Annotated in this window: 13 protein-coding genes; 3 read left to right on the top strand and 10 right to left on the bottom strand. The window is 39.8% G+C overall.

Annotated features, from left to right (window positions below; translation table 11 throughout):
- Positions 1-74: 74 nt before the first annotated feature.
- Complete coding sequence (locus tag D0T49_RS04710; RefSeq protein ID WP_163629437.1) at positions 75-4,772, bottom strand: fibronectin type III domain-containing protein; 4,698 nt, start codon at positions 4,770-4,772, stop codon at positions 75-77.
- Between the two features lie 264 nt (positions 4,773-5,036).
- Between D0T49_RS04710 and lnt the strand changes: the two genes are divergently transcribed.
- Together lnt and D0T49_RS04720 are read left to right on the top strand one after the other, a co-directional pair.
- Entirely contained in the window at positions 5,037-6,647 is a 1,611-nt protein-coding gene (gene lnt, locus D0T49_RS04715) for an apolipoprotein N-acyltransferase (protein WP_163629438.1), read from the top strand.
- Between the two features lie 61 nt (positions 6,648-6,708).
- Positions 6,709-7,851 (top strand): iron-containing alcohol dehydrogenase, encoded by a 1,143-nt coding sequence (locus D0T49_RS04720; protein ID WP_163629439.1) that lies wholly within the window; start codon positions 6,709-6,711, stop codon positions 7,849-7,851.
- A gap of 91 nt (positions 7,852-7,942) precedes the next feature.
- Here D0T49_RS04720 and D0T49_RS04725 read toward each other — a convergent pair whose 3' ends face one another.
- The 8 genes from D0T49_RS04725 to D0T49_RS04760 all read right to left on the bottom strand — a co-directional run bounded on the left by D0T49_RS04725 (position 7,943) and on the right by D0T49_RS04760 (position 17,254).
- Positions 7,943-8,665 (bottom strand): pirin family protein, encoded by a 723-nt coding sequence (locus tag D0T49_RS04725; protein ID WP_163629440.1) that lies wholly within the window; start codon positions 8,663-8,665, stop codon positions 7,943-7,945.
- Positions 8,666-8,835: 170 nt separating this feature from the next.
- The gene (locus D0T49_RS04730) at positions 8,836-10,107 is read right to left on the bottom strand and encodes a replication-associated recombination protein A (protein ID WP_163629441.1); all 1,272 of its coding nucleotides are present in this window, start codon (positions 10,105-10,107) and stop codon (positions 8,836-8,838) included.
- A 203-nt stretch (positions 10,108-10,310) separates the two neighbouring features.
- Positions 10,311-11,252, bottom strand: coding sequence for a hypothetical protein (locus D0T49_RS04735; protein ID WP_163629442.1), 942 nt, complete (start codon positions 11,250-11,252; stop codon positions 10,311-10,313).
- The gene (locus D0T49_RS04740) at positions 11,249-14,899 is read right to left on the bottom strand and encodes a T9SS type A sorting domain-containing protein (RefSeq protein ID WP_163629443.1); all 3,651 of its coding nucleotides are present in this window, start codon (positions 14,897-14,899) and stop codon (positions 11,249-11,251) included. Before D0T49_RS04740 ends, D0T49_RS04735 begins: the two co-directional genes overlap by 4 nt.
- A 120-nt stretch (positions 14,900-15,019) precedes the next feature.
- Entirely contained in the window at positions 15,020-15,679 is a 660-nt protein-coding gene (locus D0T49_RS04745; protein WP_163629444.1) for a B3/4 domain-containing protein, read from the bottom strand.
- 6 nt (positions 15,680-15,685) lie between these two features.
- Entirely contained in the window at positions 15,686-16,099 is a 414-nt protein-coding gene (locus D0T49_RS04750) for a secondary thiamine-phosphate synthase enzyme YjbQ (RefSeq protein ID WP_163629445.1), read from the bottom strand.
- An 11-nt stretch (positions 16,100-16,110) separates the two neighbouring features.
- Positions 16,111-16,494: a DUF3037 domain-containing protein gene (locus D0T49_RS04755; RefSeq protein WP_163629446.1), complete on the bottom strand. Its 384-nt coding sequence runs from the start codon at positions 16,492-16,494 to the stop codon at positions 16,111-16,113.
- A complete protein-coding gene (locus D0T49_RS04760; RefSeq protein WP_163629447.1) occupies positions 16,472-17,254 on the bottom strand; it encodes a HipA family kinase in 783 nt (260 codons plus the stop codon). The genes D0T49_RS04755 and D0T49_RS04760 overlap by 23 nt, the downstream gene beginning before the upstream one ends.
- Positions 17,255-17,921: 667 nt before the next feature.
- On the opposite strand from D0T49_RS04760, the gene D0T49_RS04765 reads away from it, so the two are divergent.
- Positions 17,922-19,052 carry a hypothetical protein gene (locus D0T49_RS04765; protein WP_163629448.1) on the top strand — a complete coding sequence of 377 codons (1,131 nt, stop codon included), beginning with the start codon at positions 17,922-17,924 and terminating at the stop codon, positions 19,050-19,052.
- A gap of 239 nt (positions 19,053-19,291) precedes the next feature.
- On the opposite strand, the gene D0T49_RS04770 is transcribed toward D0T49_RS04765, so the two are convergent.
- Complete coding sequence (locus tag D0T49_RS04770; RefSeq protein ID WP_163629449.1) at positions 19,292-20,038, bottom strand: 5'-methylthioadenosine/adenosylhomocysteine nucleosidase; 747 nt, start codon at positions 20,036-20,038, stop codon at positions 19,292-19,294.
- Between the last annotated feature and the right edge of the window lie 38 nt (positions 20,039-20,076).

Here is a 20,076-nt window from a genome sequence, read left to right on the forward strand (position 1 = left end):
GCCCCCTCAAAGAAACAAAAAGAGAAGACCATGTTCGGCCTTCTCTTTTTTATAGCTGGGGTTATCAACGGAAACTATTCTTTTATAAAGATGAAGCTCTTACCCTCTATTTTTACAATATAGATATTAGCATCAAGCATTTGCACTGGAATCATGTTTCCCTCCATTATTCCTTTTTGAATTATACGCCCTTTCGTATCCACAATAACATATTCAGTATTCAGACCAACACCATCTACAAACAGATAGTTAGTAGCCGGATTCGGATAGAGCTTTATTTCACTTACTTCTTCTTCCGACAAGCCTGAGATACTTGGTACTGTACGTGTTTCAATTATATTAGAGGCTAAAGATATTATTTCATTCTCCAATACCTCGATGTAATAAGTATAATTGCGATTCCGGAATAAACTTTTAACGTCGAATGAAGTGACCTTTTCTACATTTTTTTGATCATAACCGCTTACTGTATTTCCATTATTGTCCTTTACTGTCAGTAAATAAGCATCTGCTGTAGCCGAAGCCTCCCAGCGAGCAATAAACGAACTATATGTTGTAACGGAAGGCACAAGGGCTGTAACTGCCGATGGACGAGACGTTCCTTCAATTTGTATGGCTACATTTTTGGCATACAGCGAACTTAATGTCAGAGTAGCATTATGTTTTCCTGCCGTCAATGGGTTATATGTGATTACGACATCTTCATCTGCTTGCAATTCATTTTTATCTACACCAAAATACTCCGAACCTGTAATCGTAACGCTTATTTTTTCATCTTCGAATAAATCTGTTGCCTGAACCGTAATCGTTTGCGGCTCACTGCTATTCACATCTTGCAGGAATTTATTTATAGAAATATCATCGTTTATTTTTGGCTCTTTCAGGGTTTGTACAAATGTTTCATTCGATAGCTCTGATTGAAGGTTCTGACACAGAACTGCAACAGCATAACTATAGCTTGTTCCGGCATCCAACCCTGTTACATTATATAATGTAACATTCTGTACATTCAATCCATTATATTCCGGTAGTACTTCCCCTTCATCGTTATACACAGTCAGCAAATACGCTTCAGCCTCGTCAGATGCCTCCCATTTTGCATCAAAAGAGAATGGAGTAGTATTACCAGCATCTACAGTATTTACCGGCACTGGTAAAGAATTGCCTGTCAATTCAATGATTACATCATCAACAAGGTCAGACTGAAGCAGCATTTTTGCATCATGAATACCCAATTCGGTTGGATTATACGACACCCGAATATCTCCTCCTTCTATACCTAATTCATTTGTATCTATCGAGAAGAAACCACTTTTATTATTAATAAGAACAACAGATATTTTATCAATCAATCTTGCTGCTGCTATACTTATTACTTCGATTTTTTCCACCCCTTTGTTTGTTGATATATTGGTTTCTCCATTATACAACATCGCTCCTCCACTCTCAGTTCTAACCGTTATTGTGTTGGATTCGTATGAAGATACACCATCTATCAATGTTTTCACTGTATAAGAATAATCCACATCGGGTTGTAAATTCTTAACTTCATACGAAACAACATCACCTCCATCAATCTGATATTCTTTTCCATCCACAGTTATCAAGTAGCCCATAGCTCCCGGTACTTCGTCCCAGTTAGCAATAAACGAAACGGATGTAACGCTTGTTGCTGCTTTGGCTACCGGAGCAGCCGGCCTGCTTTTTATCGAAAAGCTACCACTTTCAGTCGACGTTAATGGATAGTTTGTAGTCACAATACGCACCTTGTAGTTATCCGAAGGTGTAATATCTTCGGGCAACATAGCTTTCAGTTCGCCGCTATAGTCTGTAGTCAATTCTGCAATTCTATTTACAGCATTGAAATCTCCATTTTCGTCAGAAAGTTCCAGATACACAACATTGGGAGCTGTATTTATATTTGTAGCCGACATAGTACCCACCAGCGTATAAGGAACTGTGATAGATTCGCCCAAAATATACTTTGGTTTATCCGGTACCCCAATAGTCAGCACCGGCCTATATATCATCTGAATATCATCAATATATACCGAATCATTTACAGTGCCTTTGCCGGGCGTACTGTTTGTTGTGAAAGAAACCAGCATAAAAGCAGGGTTGATTTTATTAGCTGTGCGGACAAAAGGGATTGAAAGCCGTTGCCAGTCATTATTCTTGGCTGCGGTATAATCCAATGCTGCTATCGAAAAAGCATGGGCTTCAATACTTGCATCTCCTCCTGTAGGATCTTGAAACGGAAAATTATCGTGTATTGTAGCAGCCACACGTGCTATATTTTCGCTACTACTTGCATTGGCCGGAACGTATTTCACCCAAACTGTCAATGAGTCCGGCGCACTAATAAATGGTGCTCTGAAATCATCATCATTAATAAGTGTTTTATTATGGTTATCTGCATTTGCAGGTGTCATAGAGCCTGCAATTATACGCCCTGTGGTCAGATTACCATTAGCCTTAACACCCACTACCGCATCCGACCAAATCACAGCACTCTTATTTCCGAGTGAACCGGGCCTCACAACAGGACTTTCCTTTACTTTTTTCTTCCGTGCACTTTCCCCTCCGAAAATTTTTATTTCCGCATTCATAAAAGAATTCCAATTAGTCGGCTCGATATAATCAGCATTTTCATTTTTATCCCAAAGTTCAAATCCTGTATTTCTTATTTGTTCGCCATAGTCTTGAGTTGTTTTTGCAGCTTTTCGTCCCGAAGAGTATTCTTGAATACCAAATACCGATACCACCTCATATTCGTACTCTTTATTCATTGTTAGGTTTCGGAATGTATATTCATTTTCTGATATATCGCCTGCACTTACCAGCTCTGTATCACCGTCATACAAAGACACTTTATAGCCGCCGGCACCCTTAGTATGTGCCCACATCACCCGTATAGCCATTTTTTCAGGGTGTGCTATTGGCTCAGGCTTTGAGTGTGTAGTTACGGTAATTGCTTCCGACAAATTTGATGTCATTTGCCCTTCCACTATCTTCACGGCATAGGTATAGTCTTTTCCCGATTCGAGTTCATCAATATAAAATGACGGATTTCCTTCTGTCGACTTATCTTCAAATAAGATATTATTTCCCTGCTTCAAAGTAAGTAAATAGTCGTTAGCTCCGGCTTTTTCCTCCCAATTGGCAACAAACGAATTTAAAGTAATGTCAGACGCAGGCAATGCTGCCGGCGGTAATGGTAATCCGGTACCTTTTATTTTTATTTTTACATCTTGTGTCGAAGCTGAGCTTAAAGTCAAAACGGCCTCATGTATACCTACGCTTTCGGGATGGTATGTAATTACTACACTTCCTCCCTCCGGGTTCAACTCATTCTTGTCGATTTGAAAATAATTACCAGCAATACTCACCGTAATTTTACCAGTCAACTTAATTCCTTTAATACGAATAGTTTTACTACGATAGGTATTAACATCCTGCTCGAATGGAGATATTTGACTATAAGTGATAACTGCACCGTCAATAGTGCTTACATTTACAAGATTAGACGCTTCGGAAACAATACCATTATTAAATGCGCTGACGCTATAAGAATAATTTGATAATGGAAGTAAATTCATCACATCATAAGTCGCTGTATTTCCAACATTCAAGCTGTCATACTCTTCAATTACTTCTCCATTCTCTTTAAACACACTCAAAAGATAACCTTCGGCAAATGGCACTGCGTCCCAATTGGCAGTAAACCCATAACTTTTTTCCTCTGTTGCAGGCTTTGCTTCGGGTATAGCAATTATACTCACGCCATGCAAGGGTATTTTTATTGTTTCAGCATACAGCGAACTTATTGTTAAAGTATCCTTATGCTCGCCGGCCAAAGTTGGTTCAAAACTTATAATCAGCGATTTATCGTCACTATCTTCCAAAACAGTTTCCTTGTCAACTTTAAAGACATTCTCATTCTTTACCGAACAGGCAATGTCTTCCAACAAATCAACTCCTTCAATAGTAATAGATTGGTTTTGTACCGGATTTAGTCCCATTACATAATCATCAAAAGGAACTATTAATCCTGTAACGGATATAACAGGGCGAATGGGGATACTGACATTCACCTTTTCAGAGCCATTGATTGAGAATAACCCTCCTCCGAATGACTTAACCGTATACACATAATCGGACGAAGAATCTAAATCGGTAAACCGGTAAGATAAATCCGTAATTTCGTTTATCTCGCGTGGTTCCTCATCCTCTTTTTCCAATATGATAGTATAAGAATCGGCTCCTTCTGTTTCTTCCCAGTTTGCAGTAAATCCTAAAGGAGTTATTGCCGTTGCCTGTAAACTTATAGGAGTTTTAGGATGAAAATTAACCACAGGGTTAGTTCCTCCCTTTGTACCCAAACTCTCCAGAACATCTACTGTAAAAGAGTAAGAACCGGGCACCATAGCCGTATAAGGGCCATAAGTATAATTCCCATTTCCGTCACTCCCTTTTTCGTACAAATCGTTAATTATCTTTTTTTCCGCTATTTTCGACTCATCTGCATTTAAAATATTATCGGGGATAGTTATGCTATATTTACTGCTACCATCAGACGCGCCCACACCTCCATCTGTCATATTCGACACACTTATAGAAAGAGTAACAGAATCACCGATTGTCAGATTTTCCTTATTAACTGCAGGCACAATAGTACCATTTGTTCCTGGCGACCCTGCAAATAAACCGGATATAAAAGTGAAATTAAAAATGAGGAATAAAGCCGTTCTTAACAGTAAAGGTTTTTTCATAATTTTCTAATTTTTAGAATGTTTGCTTTATTAAATTATGCCACTTCCCAATCAGGCATAAAAAACACGGCAAAGGTAATATTTAAACATGTAAGATATTATTAAAAAATGTTTTCTAATAAATAATTTGAGTGAAAAACTAAATAAAAAAGAGAGGGAGTAAACTTTTTACTTTCAAAACAATAATTGAGATAATGAAAAATTTGCTTATTCACTGCAAGCAATTAACTTTGTCTTTAGTAAAAGAAAATACAAACCTCCAATATGAAAAAGCTCCTCCCCTATCTGCTGGCTGTCATTAGCGGCTTTTTATTTGTTTCGGCGTGGATAAGTGCTTTACCGGGAATCGTTGTATTGCTGTGTTTTATACCCTTACTATATGCCGAAGAACTAATCAGAAACAAGCCAAAATTTCAGGTATTTCTGATTGGTTTCGTTTGTTTCTTCACAGCAAACCTTCTCTCTATATGGTGGCTGCAAAAGCTAATATCAGCTTGGGCTATCCTGCTTTATTTATACAATGCACTATTGGCATCTCTAGTCTTCCTCGCTTTCTCAATTGTAAAACGAAAGCTCGGAAACGTGTGGGGATATGCTGCGTTTATCCTGTTCGCCACTGCTTTTGAATTCATTTGCCTTAATATCGATTTCTCCTTTCCATGTATACTAACCGGCAACATGTTGTTCGACTCAAAAAACACCTTTTTAATACAATGGTACGAATACACCGGAGTATTGGGAGGCTCAGTGTGGGTACTTCTATGTAATGTTTTATTATTCTGCCTGATAAAAGGATTTATTGCAAAAAAAAGCATCAAGAGAAATTTAAAATTACTCACAATATCGCTGGTTTGCATACTTTTCCCTATCTCATTATCTTTAATATTATACCATACCTATACAGAAGAAAACAACCCTGTAGAAGCTGTTATCGTACAACCGAATTTTGACCCTTACACCGAAAAATTCACCAAAAGCCAAGATGAACAACTAAGCATTATGCTAGCGTTAACCAAACAGCGCATTACACAAAATACAGAATATGTTGTTTTTCCTGAAACAGCCTTGGATAGTAACATCTGGCTGAATAACATTCAGGAGAATTATATGGTTATGAAAATCCGCGATTCACTACTGGTTGATTATCCCCGCGCCAAAGTCATTACCGGAGCAGATATGATGCAGTACTATGTAGCTAAAGATAACAAACCACCTACTTCGACAGCAAAAAAAGCGAAAGACAGAATTTATTACGATTTCTTTAATGTGGCATTACAGATAACTCCACAAGGAGAAATAGAAGTGTATAAAAAATCGAAATTAGTACTTGGTACCGAATATGTACCTCTTGTTCAGCAATTTCCTCAGCTCGAAAAATGGATTATCAATTTGGGAGGAAGCGCGCAAAGCCGGGGCAGGCAGGATAAGCCAAGCCTGCTCAAATCCGGCATAACATCGGTAGGAACTGTTATTTGTTATGAATCAATATACGGAGAATATGTCTCGAAATTTGCAAAAATAGGGGCAGAAACCATCTGCATAATATCAAATGACGGCTGGTGGGATGGCACACCTGCACCATATCAGCATTTCCGCTTTGCACAACTACGTGCTATAGAAAACCGTCGTTCAGTAATGCGATGTGCCAACACAGGCCTTTCCGGCTTTATCGACCAAAGAGGCAATATCATAGAAAAGACCGAATGGTGGAAACAGGCAAGTATCAATAACAACATAAATAAAAACTCTGAACTTACTTTTTACTCACAGCATGGCGATTATATAGGAAGAATATGTCTGTTTCTTTCCGCCATATTACTTCTGTACCTTTTCTATAAAAATATATCAGACAGAAGAAAACAAAAATCATCGTAAAAAAACTTACTTTTGCATCACTCCAAATTATTCAATTAATAAATAAACACAAATCACTGTTATGAAAAATTTTATCTTTCAGAATACCACGAAACTTGTTTTCGGCAAAGGACAAATTTCAAAACTATCGTCGCTGATACCACTCGACAAAAAAATCATGGTCACTTTCGGAGGTGGAAGTGTAAAAAAGAACGGTGTATACGACCAAGTAAAAGAAGCTTTGAAAAACCATAATTATATTGAGTTTTGGGGAATAGAGCCAAACCCTGCTGTGGAAACTCTACGCAAGGCAATTGACGAAGGAAAACAAAAAGGAATTGATTTTCTGTTGGCAGTAGGAGGTGGCTCGGTACTTGATGGCACAAAACTAATTGCAGCCGGAATAGTTTACGAAGGCGATGCATGGGATATTGTACTGGAAGGACAAGCAAAAAACAGCATCCCGTTTGCATCCGTAATGACCCTGCCGGCTACAGGCTCCGAAATGAATAGCGGAGCAGTTATTTCACGTAAAGAAACACATGAAAAGTATGCTTTCTACAACCGTTATCCCGAATTTTCTATTTTAGACCCCGAAGTAACCTACTCGCTGCCTGCCAAACAAATTGCAAATGGGCTGGCTGATATTTATGTACATGTGATAGAGCAATATATGACTACCACCGGACAATCGCGCGTAATGGATCGCTGGGCCGAAGGGCTTCTGCTTACAGTACTTGAAATTGCTCCTAAGATAAAAGAAAACCAACACGATTACGACCTAATGGCTGATTTCATGTTGACCGCCACGATGGCTCTAAACAATTTTATAAGCATGGGAGTTACACAAGACTGGGTTACACACATGATTGGGCACGAACTAACCGCCCTGCATGGTATCGACCACGGACAATCGCTTGCCATAGTACTGGGCGGAACATTGCGTGTATTGAAGGAACAAAAACACGGTAAACTGCTTCAATATGCCGAACGGATTTTCAATATCACGGCAGGTAGCGACGATGAAAAAATAGATTTGGCTATTGCAAAAACAGAAGAGCTTTTCCGTTCGATAGGACTCGCTACACGCTTATCCGAACTCAATATAGGCGAAAATACTATCACTGCAATAAAAGAACGATTCAACAAAGCAGGAGTAGCATATGGCGAAAACGGGAATGTGACAGGCAGCGTAGCCGAACAGATTTTGTTCTCTTGCAAGTAAGAGGGAGTCAAAAGATTATTCTTGATTTTTTCACATAAGAACACCCATCGGGATGATACAGCACAATACTATATCAGCTCATGGGTGTTTGTTATTTATAAGCATCCATAGGCACTTCGATTACTATTACCTGCGAAGCTGATTTTGCCTTAATACTAACCGCACCCGTTTCCCATACCCCTAAGCCATCTTCATCCTCAAGTATGTACCCTTCAACTTCAACTTTGCCTTTGGTTACCAAAACATAAACTCCGTTGTTTTTATCGTTCAGTTCGTAAGTTAAGGATTTTCTCCGGTCCAGATTAGTAATATACAAACGGGTATTTTGCTGAATAAGGGTAACATTATCCTCTTTATCGGGTGAAACAAGTAATTGCAGTTGATTCCTCCCCTCCTCTATTTCAAATTGTTTCCAGCTATAAGCAGGCTGCAGATTCTTTTGAAACGGAAAAATCCAGATTTGTAACAGTTTTACGCTTTGGTCTTTATTCTTATTTATTTCTTCATGCGAATAGCCCGACCCCGTTGTCAGCACCTGAACACTACCCTCCTGCAATTCCACCTCGTTGCCCAAATCGTCACGATGTATAACATCGCCCTTTATAGTAAGTAGAATGATTTCAATATCAGAATTTGAATGAAAATCAAGCCCTTTTCCGGGAGCTATTGTCAGGTCGTTAATCACACGCAATGCTCCAAAATGGATGCGCTCTGTATTATAATAGTCGGCAAAACAAAAAGTATGTTTAGCGTATATCCAACCATTGCTCGAAACTCCCCTCGAATCAGCCTTATGTAGTACCGTCTTTGTCATAGCATTAGTTGTTTTCCGAAACAATTAAAACAATCAAAAAAAAGAATTGTTCACTATGCAAAAATATAACCTGATTTCGGAACTACAAAACATATAACAATACTAATAAAAGCAGAAAAACTTAGATGTTTATGGTAAATTTAAAACAGTTTCTTAGCCACGAACACATCTTAGAACGAACGGTCTTTCCACAGAAAATTCATTCTTTCACTTATTTTTTTCTCTGCGGGGTTATCCTGCGCTTTCCAAATACGCTCGTTTTTTATATCATCCGGTAAAAACTGCTGCTCTACAAAGTTATTCTTATAATCGTGTGCATATTTATAATCTTTTCCATAATTCAGCTCTTTCATCAGCTTGGTCGGAGCATTGCGCAAATGCAACGGAACGGGCAGGTTACCTGTTTTATTTACCAAGCCTATCGCCTCGTCGATAGCAAGGTAAGCCGAATTGCTCTTAGGCGAAGTTGCCAGATAAATGGTTGCCTCAGCTAAAATAATCCGCCCCTCAGGCCACCCTATTTTATGAAGCGCATCGAAACAAGCATTTGCCAGCAGTAACGCATTGGGATTGGCCAGTCCGATATCCTCCGCTGCCAAAATAACCAAACGACGAGCTATGAACTTAGGGTCTTCGCCTCCGGCCACCATACGTGCCAGCCAATAAATAGCCCCGTCGGGGTCGCTACCGCGAATTGACTTTATAAACGCAGAAATAATGTCGTAATGTATTTCACCATCCTTGTCGTATGCCATTGGATTTTGCTGAAGACGTTCCGTCACCACCTCGTTGGTTATGTGCACCGTTTCATTAGTATCGGCAGTAATTACCAAATCCAATATATTCAGCAGTTTTCGGGCATCTCCACCTGCAAAGCGAAGCATAGCTTCCGTTTCGTCCAAAACGATATTTCGTTTTTTCAACTCTACATCCGTCTTTATAGCCCGCTCGGCTAGTTCAAGCAAATCTTCTTTTTCCAGCGACTTGAGAACATACACCTGACAACGCGACAACAATGGGGTAATAACCTCAAACGAAGGATTTTCTGTCGTAGCTCCAATAAGAGTTACCGTACCATTTTCCACAGCACCCAATAGCGAATCTTGCTGCGACTTACTAAAACGATGGATTTCATCAATAAACAGGATAGGATTGCCACCCTGATTGAAAAAACGTGTTGCCTTAGCCTTTTCTATCACTTCGCGCACATCTTTTACCCCCGAAGTTACCGCACTCAATGTATAAAACGGACGATCCAGCTTATTGGCAATGATTTTAGCCAGCGTTGTTTTCCCTACTCCGGGAGGTCCCCATAAAATAAATGAAGCTATACGCCCCGATTCTATCATCTGCCTGAGGATGGCTTTCTCACCAACTAAATGTTTCTGACCTATATACTCGTCGAGCGTCTGTGGACGAAGACGTTCCGCTAATGGTTGCATATCTATGTTTCAATTATTTACAGATTATGGCTTCACAATCATTGTTCAGCAAAAAAACACTGCCTATACTTCAATTGCAAAGTTGGGAAACCGAAAGTTTCCTTTACAAAAATACAAAAAAGGATACAGAAAATATTGGTAAAGGAAGTTAAAGAAAAACCACCTTTACGAAACAAATAATACTGCTAAATTTAGATGCGTTTTTAATAACAATGACAAGGATACTCACCCTTGAACTGGAAAAGTAAAGTAAGTTTTACGCCAACATGCAAGGTGTGGGTTTTATCTGTACCATAAAGCATATGATTGAGCGCCGGAGCATATGCTTTGGGTTGTGTAGCCGTATTAATAATTATACCCGGTGGATTCTTTTCTTTCAAAGAGGTAAAACCATAATCGCAGAAAAAAGCAATCCGGTAATAATGTCGGTCGAATATATGGGGGGTGAATCTGTTTTCAAACTCTCTTTGCCGACGGAGATACTCGTAACGGGCATTACCCGAAGACTTTTTCATAGCTGGTTTATAATTTTTACCTACTTCGAACGACGCTACATATATCGGAGAAATCTTAATGCCGCCTTCTACAGTACGCTTCGTATCTGTCAATCCATGATTAGGCATATCCTCCAGTAAGCCTTGTCCATCCGACCCCACAAGCATATCATACCGAGCTTTCGAAGTTACAGTAGAAACTGTTCTCATTTTATTGCTAAAATTGAACTGAAATTTTCCACCTATCAGAAAATAAATATCGTAATGAGAAAAACCGACCAAAAGCGGAACACTTACATTATTGAAATACTGCTGTTCCCTATTTTCTCTAAAAATAAAAATCCCTTCAAAATCCCGCCCTTCGGTATCACGCATTGGCACAGTATGTGTAAACTCGTCATACTTCATAACTGACGAAAGGTGCTGAACCTCAAAGCCTGTCTGCAACATAAACCTCTTATACCGGTACTCATAACCGAAACCGATATTCGCTCCTACCTTCCCCGACGATGATGTTTCGGGCTGCAATGCCATAATACTGCTATATCCGGTATTACCCCAAAAAATGAGGTTATGGCTGTAATCCAAACCTTGCGCCTGTGTATGCACGGTACAAGCTATGAGCGAAAATAAAAATAACAACCTCTTCATCGCACAATGATTAATTGTTTATTTTTCACTCCGTTGTCAAAGTTTATATCCAGCAAATATGTTCCCGGCTGAGTTGGAGATGACAGCTTGTTGTCTCCCTCGTCTAACCGTTGCTCCGATAGCTTCACGCCTGCTGTACTCCAAACAACTACATTCCCTTTAGTCACAGCTTTTACAGTAATATTCTGCGACTTGGAAACAAGCGTAGGATAGACTGATGTCTCCTGCCGCATTTCGGGTATGAGCGGACAGGTAAACAAAATAACGCCATCGTCCAAACGTGTCAACTCGACCTGATACTCGGCAGCCATATCAAGTATATTGTCTGGCCCTGCATATATGTACGATTGATTCTCTCCCGCTAAAGGATATCCGTTCTTATACCACCGATAGCTTGTAAACTCATAACCACCATTATTTGCACTGTTTTTAAGAGCTAAAACATCATTCCACATCTGCATCATCACGGAGGCTGGATAAAGCACCGTAAAATCAATCGCATGCCGGTCAATATATCCGTAAGTATTCTTAAAAACCAGATTCAGCGAATAATAATCGGAACGCACCTTATCTGGCAACGGAACCGGAACAAAGCTCCTATTCGGATTGTCATCTGTAAAGTCATAAAAACCCGCTCTTATGGCATTTTGTGAGAATTGTACAAAACAGGAATCGGGATGCCCTTCGTATATTTCGTATTGAATAACAAAGTCCTTTTCATCGCCGCACAGTTCCCAATCATATTGATTTATACGGACTTTTACTATCGGATGTACTGTTAGATACAATGTAACCGTACTATCGCAACCAAGGATAGTTGTGAGATTCTGCACATGTGTAAAATCACCAACTACTGTTTGAGAAGGTAAGTCAAAATTATGTTTCCGGTAATCTTCATATTTAAAAATAGTATCGTGAAAAATGGTTTCCTTCAGCTCTCCCACTATCAACTCCAAATCCACTACACTATCGCAACCATTAATTGTTTTACGATAGAAAGTATAAAGGCCTGTTTGAGTGCCGACGTGGAAAGTAGTATCGGCATACACGTATGGCAAATCCGATTCGCAAATAACCTCTATCCTGTTTTCCATATAAGTGGGATGAACTGTAAGATGATATGCTATTGTACTGTCGCACCCATTCCTGCTTATGCAATGTTTGGAGTGGAAACCATCAGAGTGAAAGACGACACCATCGTACTGATATGGTAACTCCGAATCGCAAACAGGAGCAAGGTATATTGTATCGCAGAAAGGATACTCCACATCCACGTAAATACTGTCATACGCGTCGCAATCCAATCCTGTTATCTTCAGATGATACCATCCTATCTCCAGATTATCCTCGTCCTCGCACGATACCTGAATCTTACGCCCCGTTTCAACTCGTCCATCGGGGCGTGTCCATTCGCACACTCCGGCATTCAGCCGGCATATGATTGAGCTTTTTTCTCCAAGGCAAATATATTTTTTCCCTATTATAAGTCCGTCGACCCCGATATTCAGCAACGAAATATCCTGTTTTGTTTCGCTATATGCAGCATCCGATTTATTGCAACCATCGGTTAGCTTTACCGAGAATTTATTTTCAGTAGTATTAAAGCGAAATACTCCCGTGTCGTTCGACATTATCTTATTGTCTGTTCCCCAACCGGTGTTTAGTATGAACTGATAAGGCTTAACCCCTGTAGTACTGTCGGCTACAGCTATAATCGTAGTATTCCCACTAGGGCAGCGATATGCTACAATTCCATCTTTACTGAAACTGATGGAAGGAGGTTTATTGTAGTCGAAAGTAACAGTATTGTTTACAGGACAGCCACCAATGTAATGATCAGCTACAACAAATTTATGTTCAAATTCATTGAGCTGCGGACTTATAATAACAGAATTACTATTTACCCAATTATCTCCTGAAGTAGAATAACGTCCTCCATCGGGAGAACTAACAGAAAAATAGGTATCGACATCCTCGCCCTGAGCATATCCCGAAGTAGTGCGAAGATAACGTTCCACTTTATTTACCGGAAAAAACTCCACCCCTTCGCACGTGAGTTGTGATTTAGATATTTTCAGGGGCTGAATGACTCTGTAACGGTAAAAGGCTGTATTTTCCCTGAAAATGGTATCAATTCCACAATCATCGTATATACGAAAGGCATACTGCCCCGAAGGCAACGTGGCATCGGTAATATCGGCTACCGTATCAACCAGCCCTACTCTTCCTTGCTCGGTAACAACATTCAATCTTCCTACTGAGTTTACATTCCATGTTTTGGCATCGCGGTTGTAACTGGCTTTGAAACAGAGCTGAGGGTCTGGCGCCTCGATGAGTTCAACTACAGTTCCAGCCGGAGGATATTCTGAAAAGGGTTCAGATGCTTTAATCACATTGTAATGTTTAAAATTGACACCCACAAAATTCTCGGAACAAGGAGACGAAGTATTTGAAGAATACCAATAATCAAACGAACGTGGAATCAGAATCACCTCCCTGTCAAAGATGCAGGCTTTCTCATCTTCAAAAACAGCACGAAGCGTGTCTCCTATCATCCCACCTGTTATTTGTATTAGGATATCGTCGGTATAAACTCCATTGTAAAGTATTGCATTTTCCGTTATGTTAGTTACCGTCATGCTCAACGGCGGATGATAGTAAGTTCCGGAAGCGCTAAAAACAATAAAAGTGTCCTTTATACAACCGGTGTCATAAAGAGATTTTTTTTGCTGAAATGACGCATAAGGCTTCGCAATAATTAGTTTTTGGGTACAAACAGCCTGTCCATTTGGTTCGTTTTCATTTTTCACACGTACCCTTACCGTGTATTCTTTTTCCCACACATCGCAATAGGTTGTAGATATATTATCATAGATTTTACCATCTTGCGGTATATCAGCCCACGACGTAAACGCTCCCCCATCGAACGAATAGCTATACTCCCACCATACCTTAGTACCAGCCTGATGTTCTGAATAATACTCATTTAAAGATAAAGAGGAGAACATCGAAATACAAATCGTGCCGGAAGGTTGCGTAGGATACATGAAAATTTCGCCACAATCGAACGGAGGATTCAGAGTTACCACTTCTACTGCATAATACGAGTTGCTGCATCCATCGCTTACGTTTACCTCATAGCTGCCTGCCGAAAGATTTTCCAATACATATTCGGATTGGACCTCGGTAAAAGTTTCAGTAGCTACCAGTACATTTCCTTCCCGGACTTCTACGGTATAAGGCAGTTTTCCCTGTGTTATGCTAAAAGTTACTTTTCCGGTGGCCATAGATGGCATAGCATCTCTTGTACTAAGCAGTCGCGTATTAAGCGACACGTAGGATGTTGTACCTCCTACCACAGCAGTAGTATCGAGTATAACAGACGTACCTCCTATGAATCCAGAAACCGTCACATTATAAGTTCCCGGAAACAGCCCCGGGATGGTGTTCATCGAACTCGATTTATTATCGGTACTATATATCACCTGCTCTAATAGCGCAATATCAATTCCTCCTAAATACACCGTGATACTACCATCGTTACCACAATTTGCCGGAGCGGTCGTTACCGAATCTATATGTATATCGTATGCAAATGTAAAAAGAGCTTGAATAAATATAAAAATACTGATTAATAATCGTTTCATTAATGTTAATAAATTATTCCCGACCGGCATGCAAAGATATCAATTGAACGGATTGACACACCGCTTAAAGCTATTAGAAACATCAAAAATAATTAAAAATAAACCCGGGTCAAAATATTTTTATATTATCTCTATTGTAAATTTTTTCAAGAAAGCATACCTCTCCAACAGTATTTTAGAAAAATCAACAGCTTCTTGTAGCCCCGTTTCGCCACTATATCCATTGATAAGCACAAGCAAGTTTGTTGTACTATCAGATATTTTTGTCCGTTCATTATCGCTGGTAGGAGTACCTATACCCCCTATAGAATCTCGGTAAACAGGCAAGCCCTCTATATTCAGCAGCCCACGACCTATTCCCTCAAAATCATCGTCCGCAGTTCCAACTCCCAAAACAAGATTACCTCGAATTTTATCCATATCAAAACCACCAATAGAAAACCCGCTCCGGATAGAAACCAGATTTATAATATCTACCAATGTACTTACCTTATACAACGGAAGCCCCCTTACAATTCGACGGCAAAGCGCCTCAGCCGAGGGACGATAACGGTTCGGATCTTTCCCCAAAAGCTTATACACTTTGCGTGTGGCACTTATTGCATTTCGCTTATTGATATCCTCAAGCTTATACTCAGATATGATTTTCGTGCCTTCTCTTTCAATCTCATCCCACAACTCATTGCTTGTAGGTGTATTTCTCACTTTACACTCAATAACGGCCAATTTAAAATCAGGACATTTTTCCCTAATCTGATTCGATATGACTATGTTTATCATATTCCCCTATTCTCCTATTATTGTAGCTACAACTTTACGGCCTCCTCCCCTGTTTCTGAACTCGCAAAGATAAATTCCCTGCCATGTACCCATATTAAGCCGATGATTTGTAATGGGTATAGTGAGGCTTACTCCAGTGAGGGTAGACTTGGCATGTGCAGGCATATCGTCATCACCTTCGAGCGTGTGTTCGTAATACGGTTCGCACTCTTTCACCAAACGGTCGAAAATACGCCCCATATCCGTCTGTACATCCGGGTCAGCATTTTCGTTGATAGTAAGACCACAGGAGGTATGTTTTACGAACAAGTGCAACAACCCTTTTTCGGGCAAAGGCGGCAGATTCTTTATTATTTCGTCGGTTATCAAATGAAAACCACGATGGCGAGCCTGTAATGAAAATTCGGTTTGTGTTACCATATTATTACAATTTACAAAACCAATTCTTCAAAAAGCTTTTGGGTTGTTTCCTCTAAGTTATCGGAGAAGCCCGGATGCGGACGTGATGTCTGTATACAAGAGCTCCTCACTGCCGTGAGCCACCGGAAACGCTCCGGGATGTCAAACGAGGCGATAACACCACCCTCTTTTTCCCCATTTGCTATTTTCCGGAACGAATCCAAAATAGAGTACAACAAATCAAAATCCCATTCTTTTGAAAAAACATTCAGTTTGCTTTCGTCCACGTGGTAAAGCATTTTAATGAATTTGGCTTTCTTCGAAAACAAGATAACCCCCACATTGACAAACTCTTCGCGCTCCACCTTGGGCAAAACACGAATTGTAGCATATTCATATAAGTGCTTTCCTTGCATCTTGAGCTTCTTTTACATACAACATGGAGTTATCTATACGCATAGTCAAAAACTGCAAATACACATCGCGCAAATCTTGCGAAGTTTCGCTACCTTCAGTCCAATTCAACCAGTCGTCGGGAATACGATTTACAATTTCAGCTATTTTTTCTTTACTCAAAATTTGCTTGAATTCGGCATCTACCTCATCCAGTTTCGACGCAAAGGGCAATAGCACATGGTCTTTCACCATAGCAAAAGGGCTTAAGGCTTGCTTCTGCCAATTGTCCCACGTATGATGAAAATATAGTGTAGAGCCATGATCTATTAACCACAACTGGCGGTTCCAAACAAGCATATTCGTATTTTTCACCGTCCTGTCTACATTGGTCAGAAACGCATCCATCCAGACTATTTGCGATGCAAGCTTTTCATCTACCGTTGTTGTCACCGGGTCGTAAGTAAAGGCTCCTGATAAAAAATGTAATCCCATGTTCAGCCCTCTGCTCCCTTGTAGGAGGTCTTGTATTTCTTCATCACCCTCCGACTGTCCGAATGCCTCGTCTAAGTTTATAAACACAAGCTCAGGAATCCTGAAGCCGAGCACTTTGGCAGTTAACCCACCGATAAGCTCAGAGATAAGCGCTTTTGTACCGTGTCCGGAACCTCTGAACTTAACTACATATTTGAATCCATCATCAGCCTCGGCCAAAGCGGGCAAAGAGCCCCCCTCGCGCAAAGGCGTGATATACCGTGTTACATTTACCGTACGTATTTCCATTGTTTTAGTACCTCCTTATACATGCAAATATAGTGAAATTTAGTTATTCGGCGACTCCCCCGGCTACCAACTAAAAATCAGCATATCCAATATTACAAAAGGTATACATATTTGTATATACGCACAAATACAATACACTGAATATCAACTCGTTAAATAAGAATCAATTTTATTCACCTAATTTTCAACCACATACAAGATTTTATCCTAACCATTCATAAAAAAAATGAAAAGCGGCTTACATAATCGTTTGCTGAAATGGTGAATTTTAAATATTAACTTTTATTATCATTCACTATAAAATATTATCTTTGTGAGTTTTTTTGAAACAAGAAAAATTTTTGGATGTGTTTTACAAAGTATGCATTTGCCTGAAAGGCAGTATTTGCATATGGAACAGTCCGATGTATCGGATACCGCATGCAAGCGAAAGCGTAGCTTGCGGCAACAGACACCCTAATTATACTTTGCCTGAAAGGCAAGACAAGAATATTCAGTCCTGCCTTTCAGACAGGATTTATGGCTTGTTCTCTTCCGCAGGTCAACGACCTGCGGTTATTAAAATCTGACTTTTCAAGTCAGCATACTTTGTAAAATACTTTCAATTTTTTTTCATAATACCTATGTGAAACATTGAGAGAAACAAAAACAATAAATCTACAAACACATGTCTATAGAAATAAAAGAGGTACGTACTCGAAAAGATTTGAAAAAATTCGTACGATTCGGCAATAAACTATATGAAGGAAACTCATATTTTTGCCCCCAACTCGAATTTGATGAATTAAACACACTCAATCCTAAAAAAAATCCTGCTTTCGAAATTTGTGAATCTATATATTACCTTGCTTATAAGGATGGTAAGATTGCAGGCAGGATAGCAGGAATCATCAACCGTCAGGCTAACGAAAACTGGAAAGTAAAAAAGGCCCGTTTTGGCTGGTTCGATTTCATCGACGACATGGAAGTATCTTCTGCCCTACTTGATAAAGTGGCAGCATGGGGAAAATCGAAAGGAATGGAATGTATTAACGGGCCTGTAGGATTTACCGATTTTGACCATCAGGGCTTACTGCTCGAAGGTTTTGAGTACAATTCGCCAATGGCAAGCCTCTACAACTATCCTTATTATATCAAACATTTTGAAGCATACGGGCTTGATAAAGAAAGCGATTGGATTGAATACCGGATTTACCCCCCCGACGAGGTGCCCGAACGACTGGAGCGTATAGCCAAGGTTGTTTTGGATAAATATAAACTTAAGGTAGACAAGATACGGTCAGGAAAAGAGCTTGTCAAAAAATTTGGTTATTCTTTCTTTGATGTTGTTGACGAAGCATATAAGCCACTCTACAACTATTCTCCGCTAACTGAAAAACAAAAAAAGTATTATTCAAAAATGTACTTCCCATTGTTGAATTACGATTTTGCAACAATGATAACTAATGAGGAGAACGAAATTGTAGGTGTGGGCGTAGGTATGCCCGATATATCGCACGCACTGCGCAAATGCAAAGGTAAATTATTCCCGTTTGGCTTTATCCACGTACTGAAAGCACTCAGAGCGAAAAAATTCTCCGATTTCGACCTGCTTCTTATTGCTGTTCGTCCCGATTATCAAAACAAAGGTGTAAATTCAATATTCTTTTACGACCAGATAAAATACTTCAACCAATATGGGGTAAAACATGCGGAAACAACTTCGATACTTGAAGATAACTCGAAAAATCAGGCTAATTTTGAGTACTTTGAAAAAATAATGCATAAACGCAGAAGGGCTTACACAAAACAAATCTGATGAGATGCTAATTCGGCGGATTTAAAAATGGGAATAATGTAAGAAAAGGTGCATTTACTCAATCGTAATCACCTGATTATTCTGCAATTAGACACATATTTAAGAAGTTAGATGAAACAAATTTCATCTAACTTCTTTGGCATCATTACCCCAAATTTAGCTCTGTTCCATCTGATTTGTAATCAGTCTTGATTCTCGGCTCCCGGTTCTAAAATCTTTTTTGTAGCTTGTAGCTAACTTCATCTAATCAAGTCAATATACTCTTTCAAGATGCCAAGCGAATAATAACCTGCCTGATGATTTACAAAGCCGCTTTCGAGCAAATGTATCTCGCCATCCGACTGGTCGGAAATAATACGTACAACTACCAACGGGATACCGTAATCATCGCACACCTGCGCCACAGCCGCCCCTTCCATTTCGGCGCATACTACCGAAGGCAGGTTGCTTGATATGGCCTGTTTCATATCCACACTCGATATAAATAAGTCTCCACTCGCTATATCGCCTACCACCAACTTCAGGTTGTAGATATTATGCTTGGTAAGTTCTTTGCGGAAATCGGCGTTGTTTTTCAGAAAATTGTGTACTGCCTGACTCATCAGCCTTACATTCTCCGTTGGTGTTTCGTAAGACGTTTTTCCGGTAAGCGGAATCTCAAAGCGACGCATCAACGGGCGTGCATCCATATCGTGCTGGTACAGCCTTTCGCCTATTACAATATCGCCAATGTTCAACTCCGGCGAAATAGCTCCTGCAATACCTGTAAAAACAATGCGGTCTACTTTAAACTCCAGTATCAGGTTTACAACCGTAGCTGCCGCCGCCACCTTGCCCCAACGGGAAAATACGGCTACAACATCCTGCCCAAACAGTTTACCCCGGTAATATAGCCTGCTACCCCGTTCGATAATTTCTTTCTCGGTAATCGCGGCTATTACTTTTTCCATCTCTTCGGGCATGGCACCCATTATTCCTAACAGCATAGTTTATTTTTTTACGATAATAATACGACTTAAAAAAA

The organism is Paludibacter sp. 221, assembly GCF_010501035.1.
In the GTDB taxonomy this organism is placed as follows: Bacteria; Bacteroidota; Bacteroidia; order Bacteroidales; family Paludibacteraceae; genus QVMH01.

What these genes read in the sequence shown, in the direction of transcription:
- D0T49_RS04710 (WP_163629437.1), bottom strand. Translation starts at nt 4,772, where the DNA reads ATGAAAAAACCTTTACTGTTAAGAACGGCTTTATTCCTCATTTTTAAT.
- lnt (WP_163629438.1), top strand. Translation starts at nt 5,037, where the DNA reads ATGAAAAAGCTCCTCCCCTATCTGCTGGCTGTCATTAGCGGCTTTTTA.
- D0T49_RS04720 (WP_163629439.1), top strand. Translation starts at nt 6,709, where the DNA reads ATGAAAAATTTTATCTTTCAGAATACCACGAAACTTGTTTTCGGCAAA.
- D0T49_RS04725 (WP_163629440.1), bottom strand. Translation starts at nt 8,665, where the DNA reads ATGACAAAGACGGTACTACATAAGGCTGATTCGAGGGGAGTTTCGAGC.
- D0T49_RS04730 (WP_163629441.1), bottom strand. Translation starts at nt 10,107, where the DNA reads ATGCAACCATTAGCGGAACGTCTTCGTCCACAGACGCTCGACGAGTAT.
- D0T49_RS04735 (WP_163629442.1), bottom strand. Translation starts at nt 11,252, where the DNA reads ATGAAGAGGTTGTTATTTTTATTTTCGCTCATAGCTTGTACCGTGCAT.
- D0T49_RS04740 (WP_163629443.1), bottom strand. Translation starts at nt 14,899, where the DNA reads ATGAAACGATTATTAATCAGTATTTTTATATTTATTCAAGCTCTTTTT.
- D0T49_RS04745 (WP_163629444.1), bottom strand. Translation starts at nt 15,679, where the DNA reads ATGATAAACATAGTCATATCGAATCAGATTAGGGAAAAATGTCCTGAT.
- D0T49_RS04750 (WP_163629445.1), bottom strand. Translation starts at nt 16,099, where the DNA reads ATGGTAACACAAACCGAATTTTCATTACAGGCTCGCCATCGTGGTTTT.
- D0T49_RS04755 (WP_163629446.1), bottom strand. Translation starts at nt 16,494, where the DNA reads ATGCAAGGAAAGCACTTATATGAATATGCTACAATTCGTGTTTTGCCC.
- D0T49_RS04760 (WP_163629447.1), bottom strand. Translation starts at nt 17,254, where the DNA reads ATGGAAATACGTACGGTAAATGTAACACGGTATATCACGCCTTTGCGC.
- D0T49_RS04765 (WP_163629448.1), top strand. Translation starts at nt 17,922, where the DNA reads ATGTCTATAGAAATAAAAGAGGTACGTACTCGAAAAGATTTGAAAAAA.
- D0T49_RS04770 (WP_163629449.1), bottom strand. Translation starts at nt 20,038, where the DNA reads ATGCTGTTAGGAATAATGGGTGCCATGCCCGAAGAGATGGAAAAAGTA.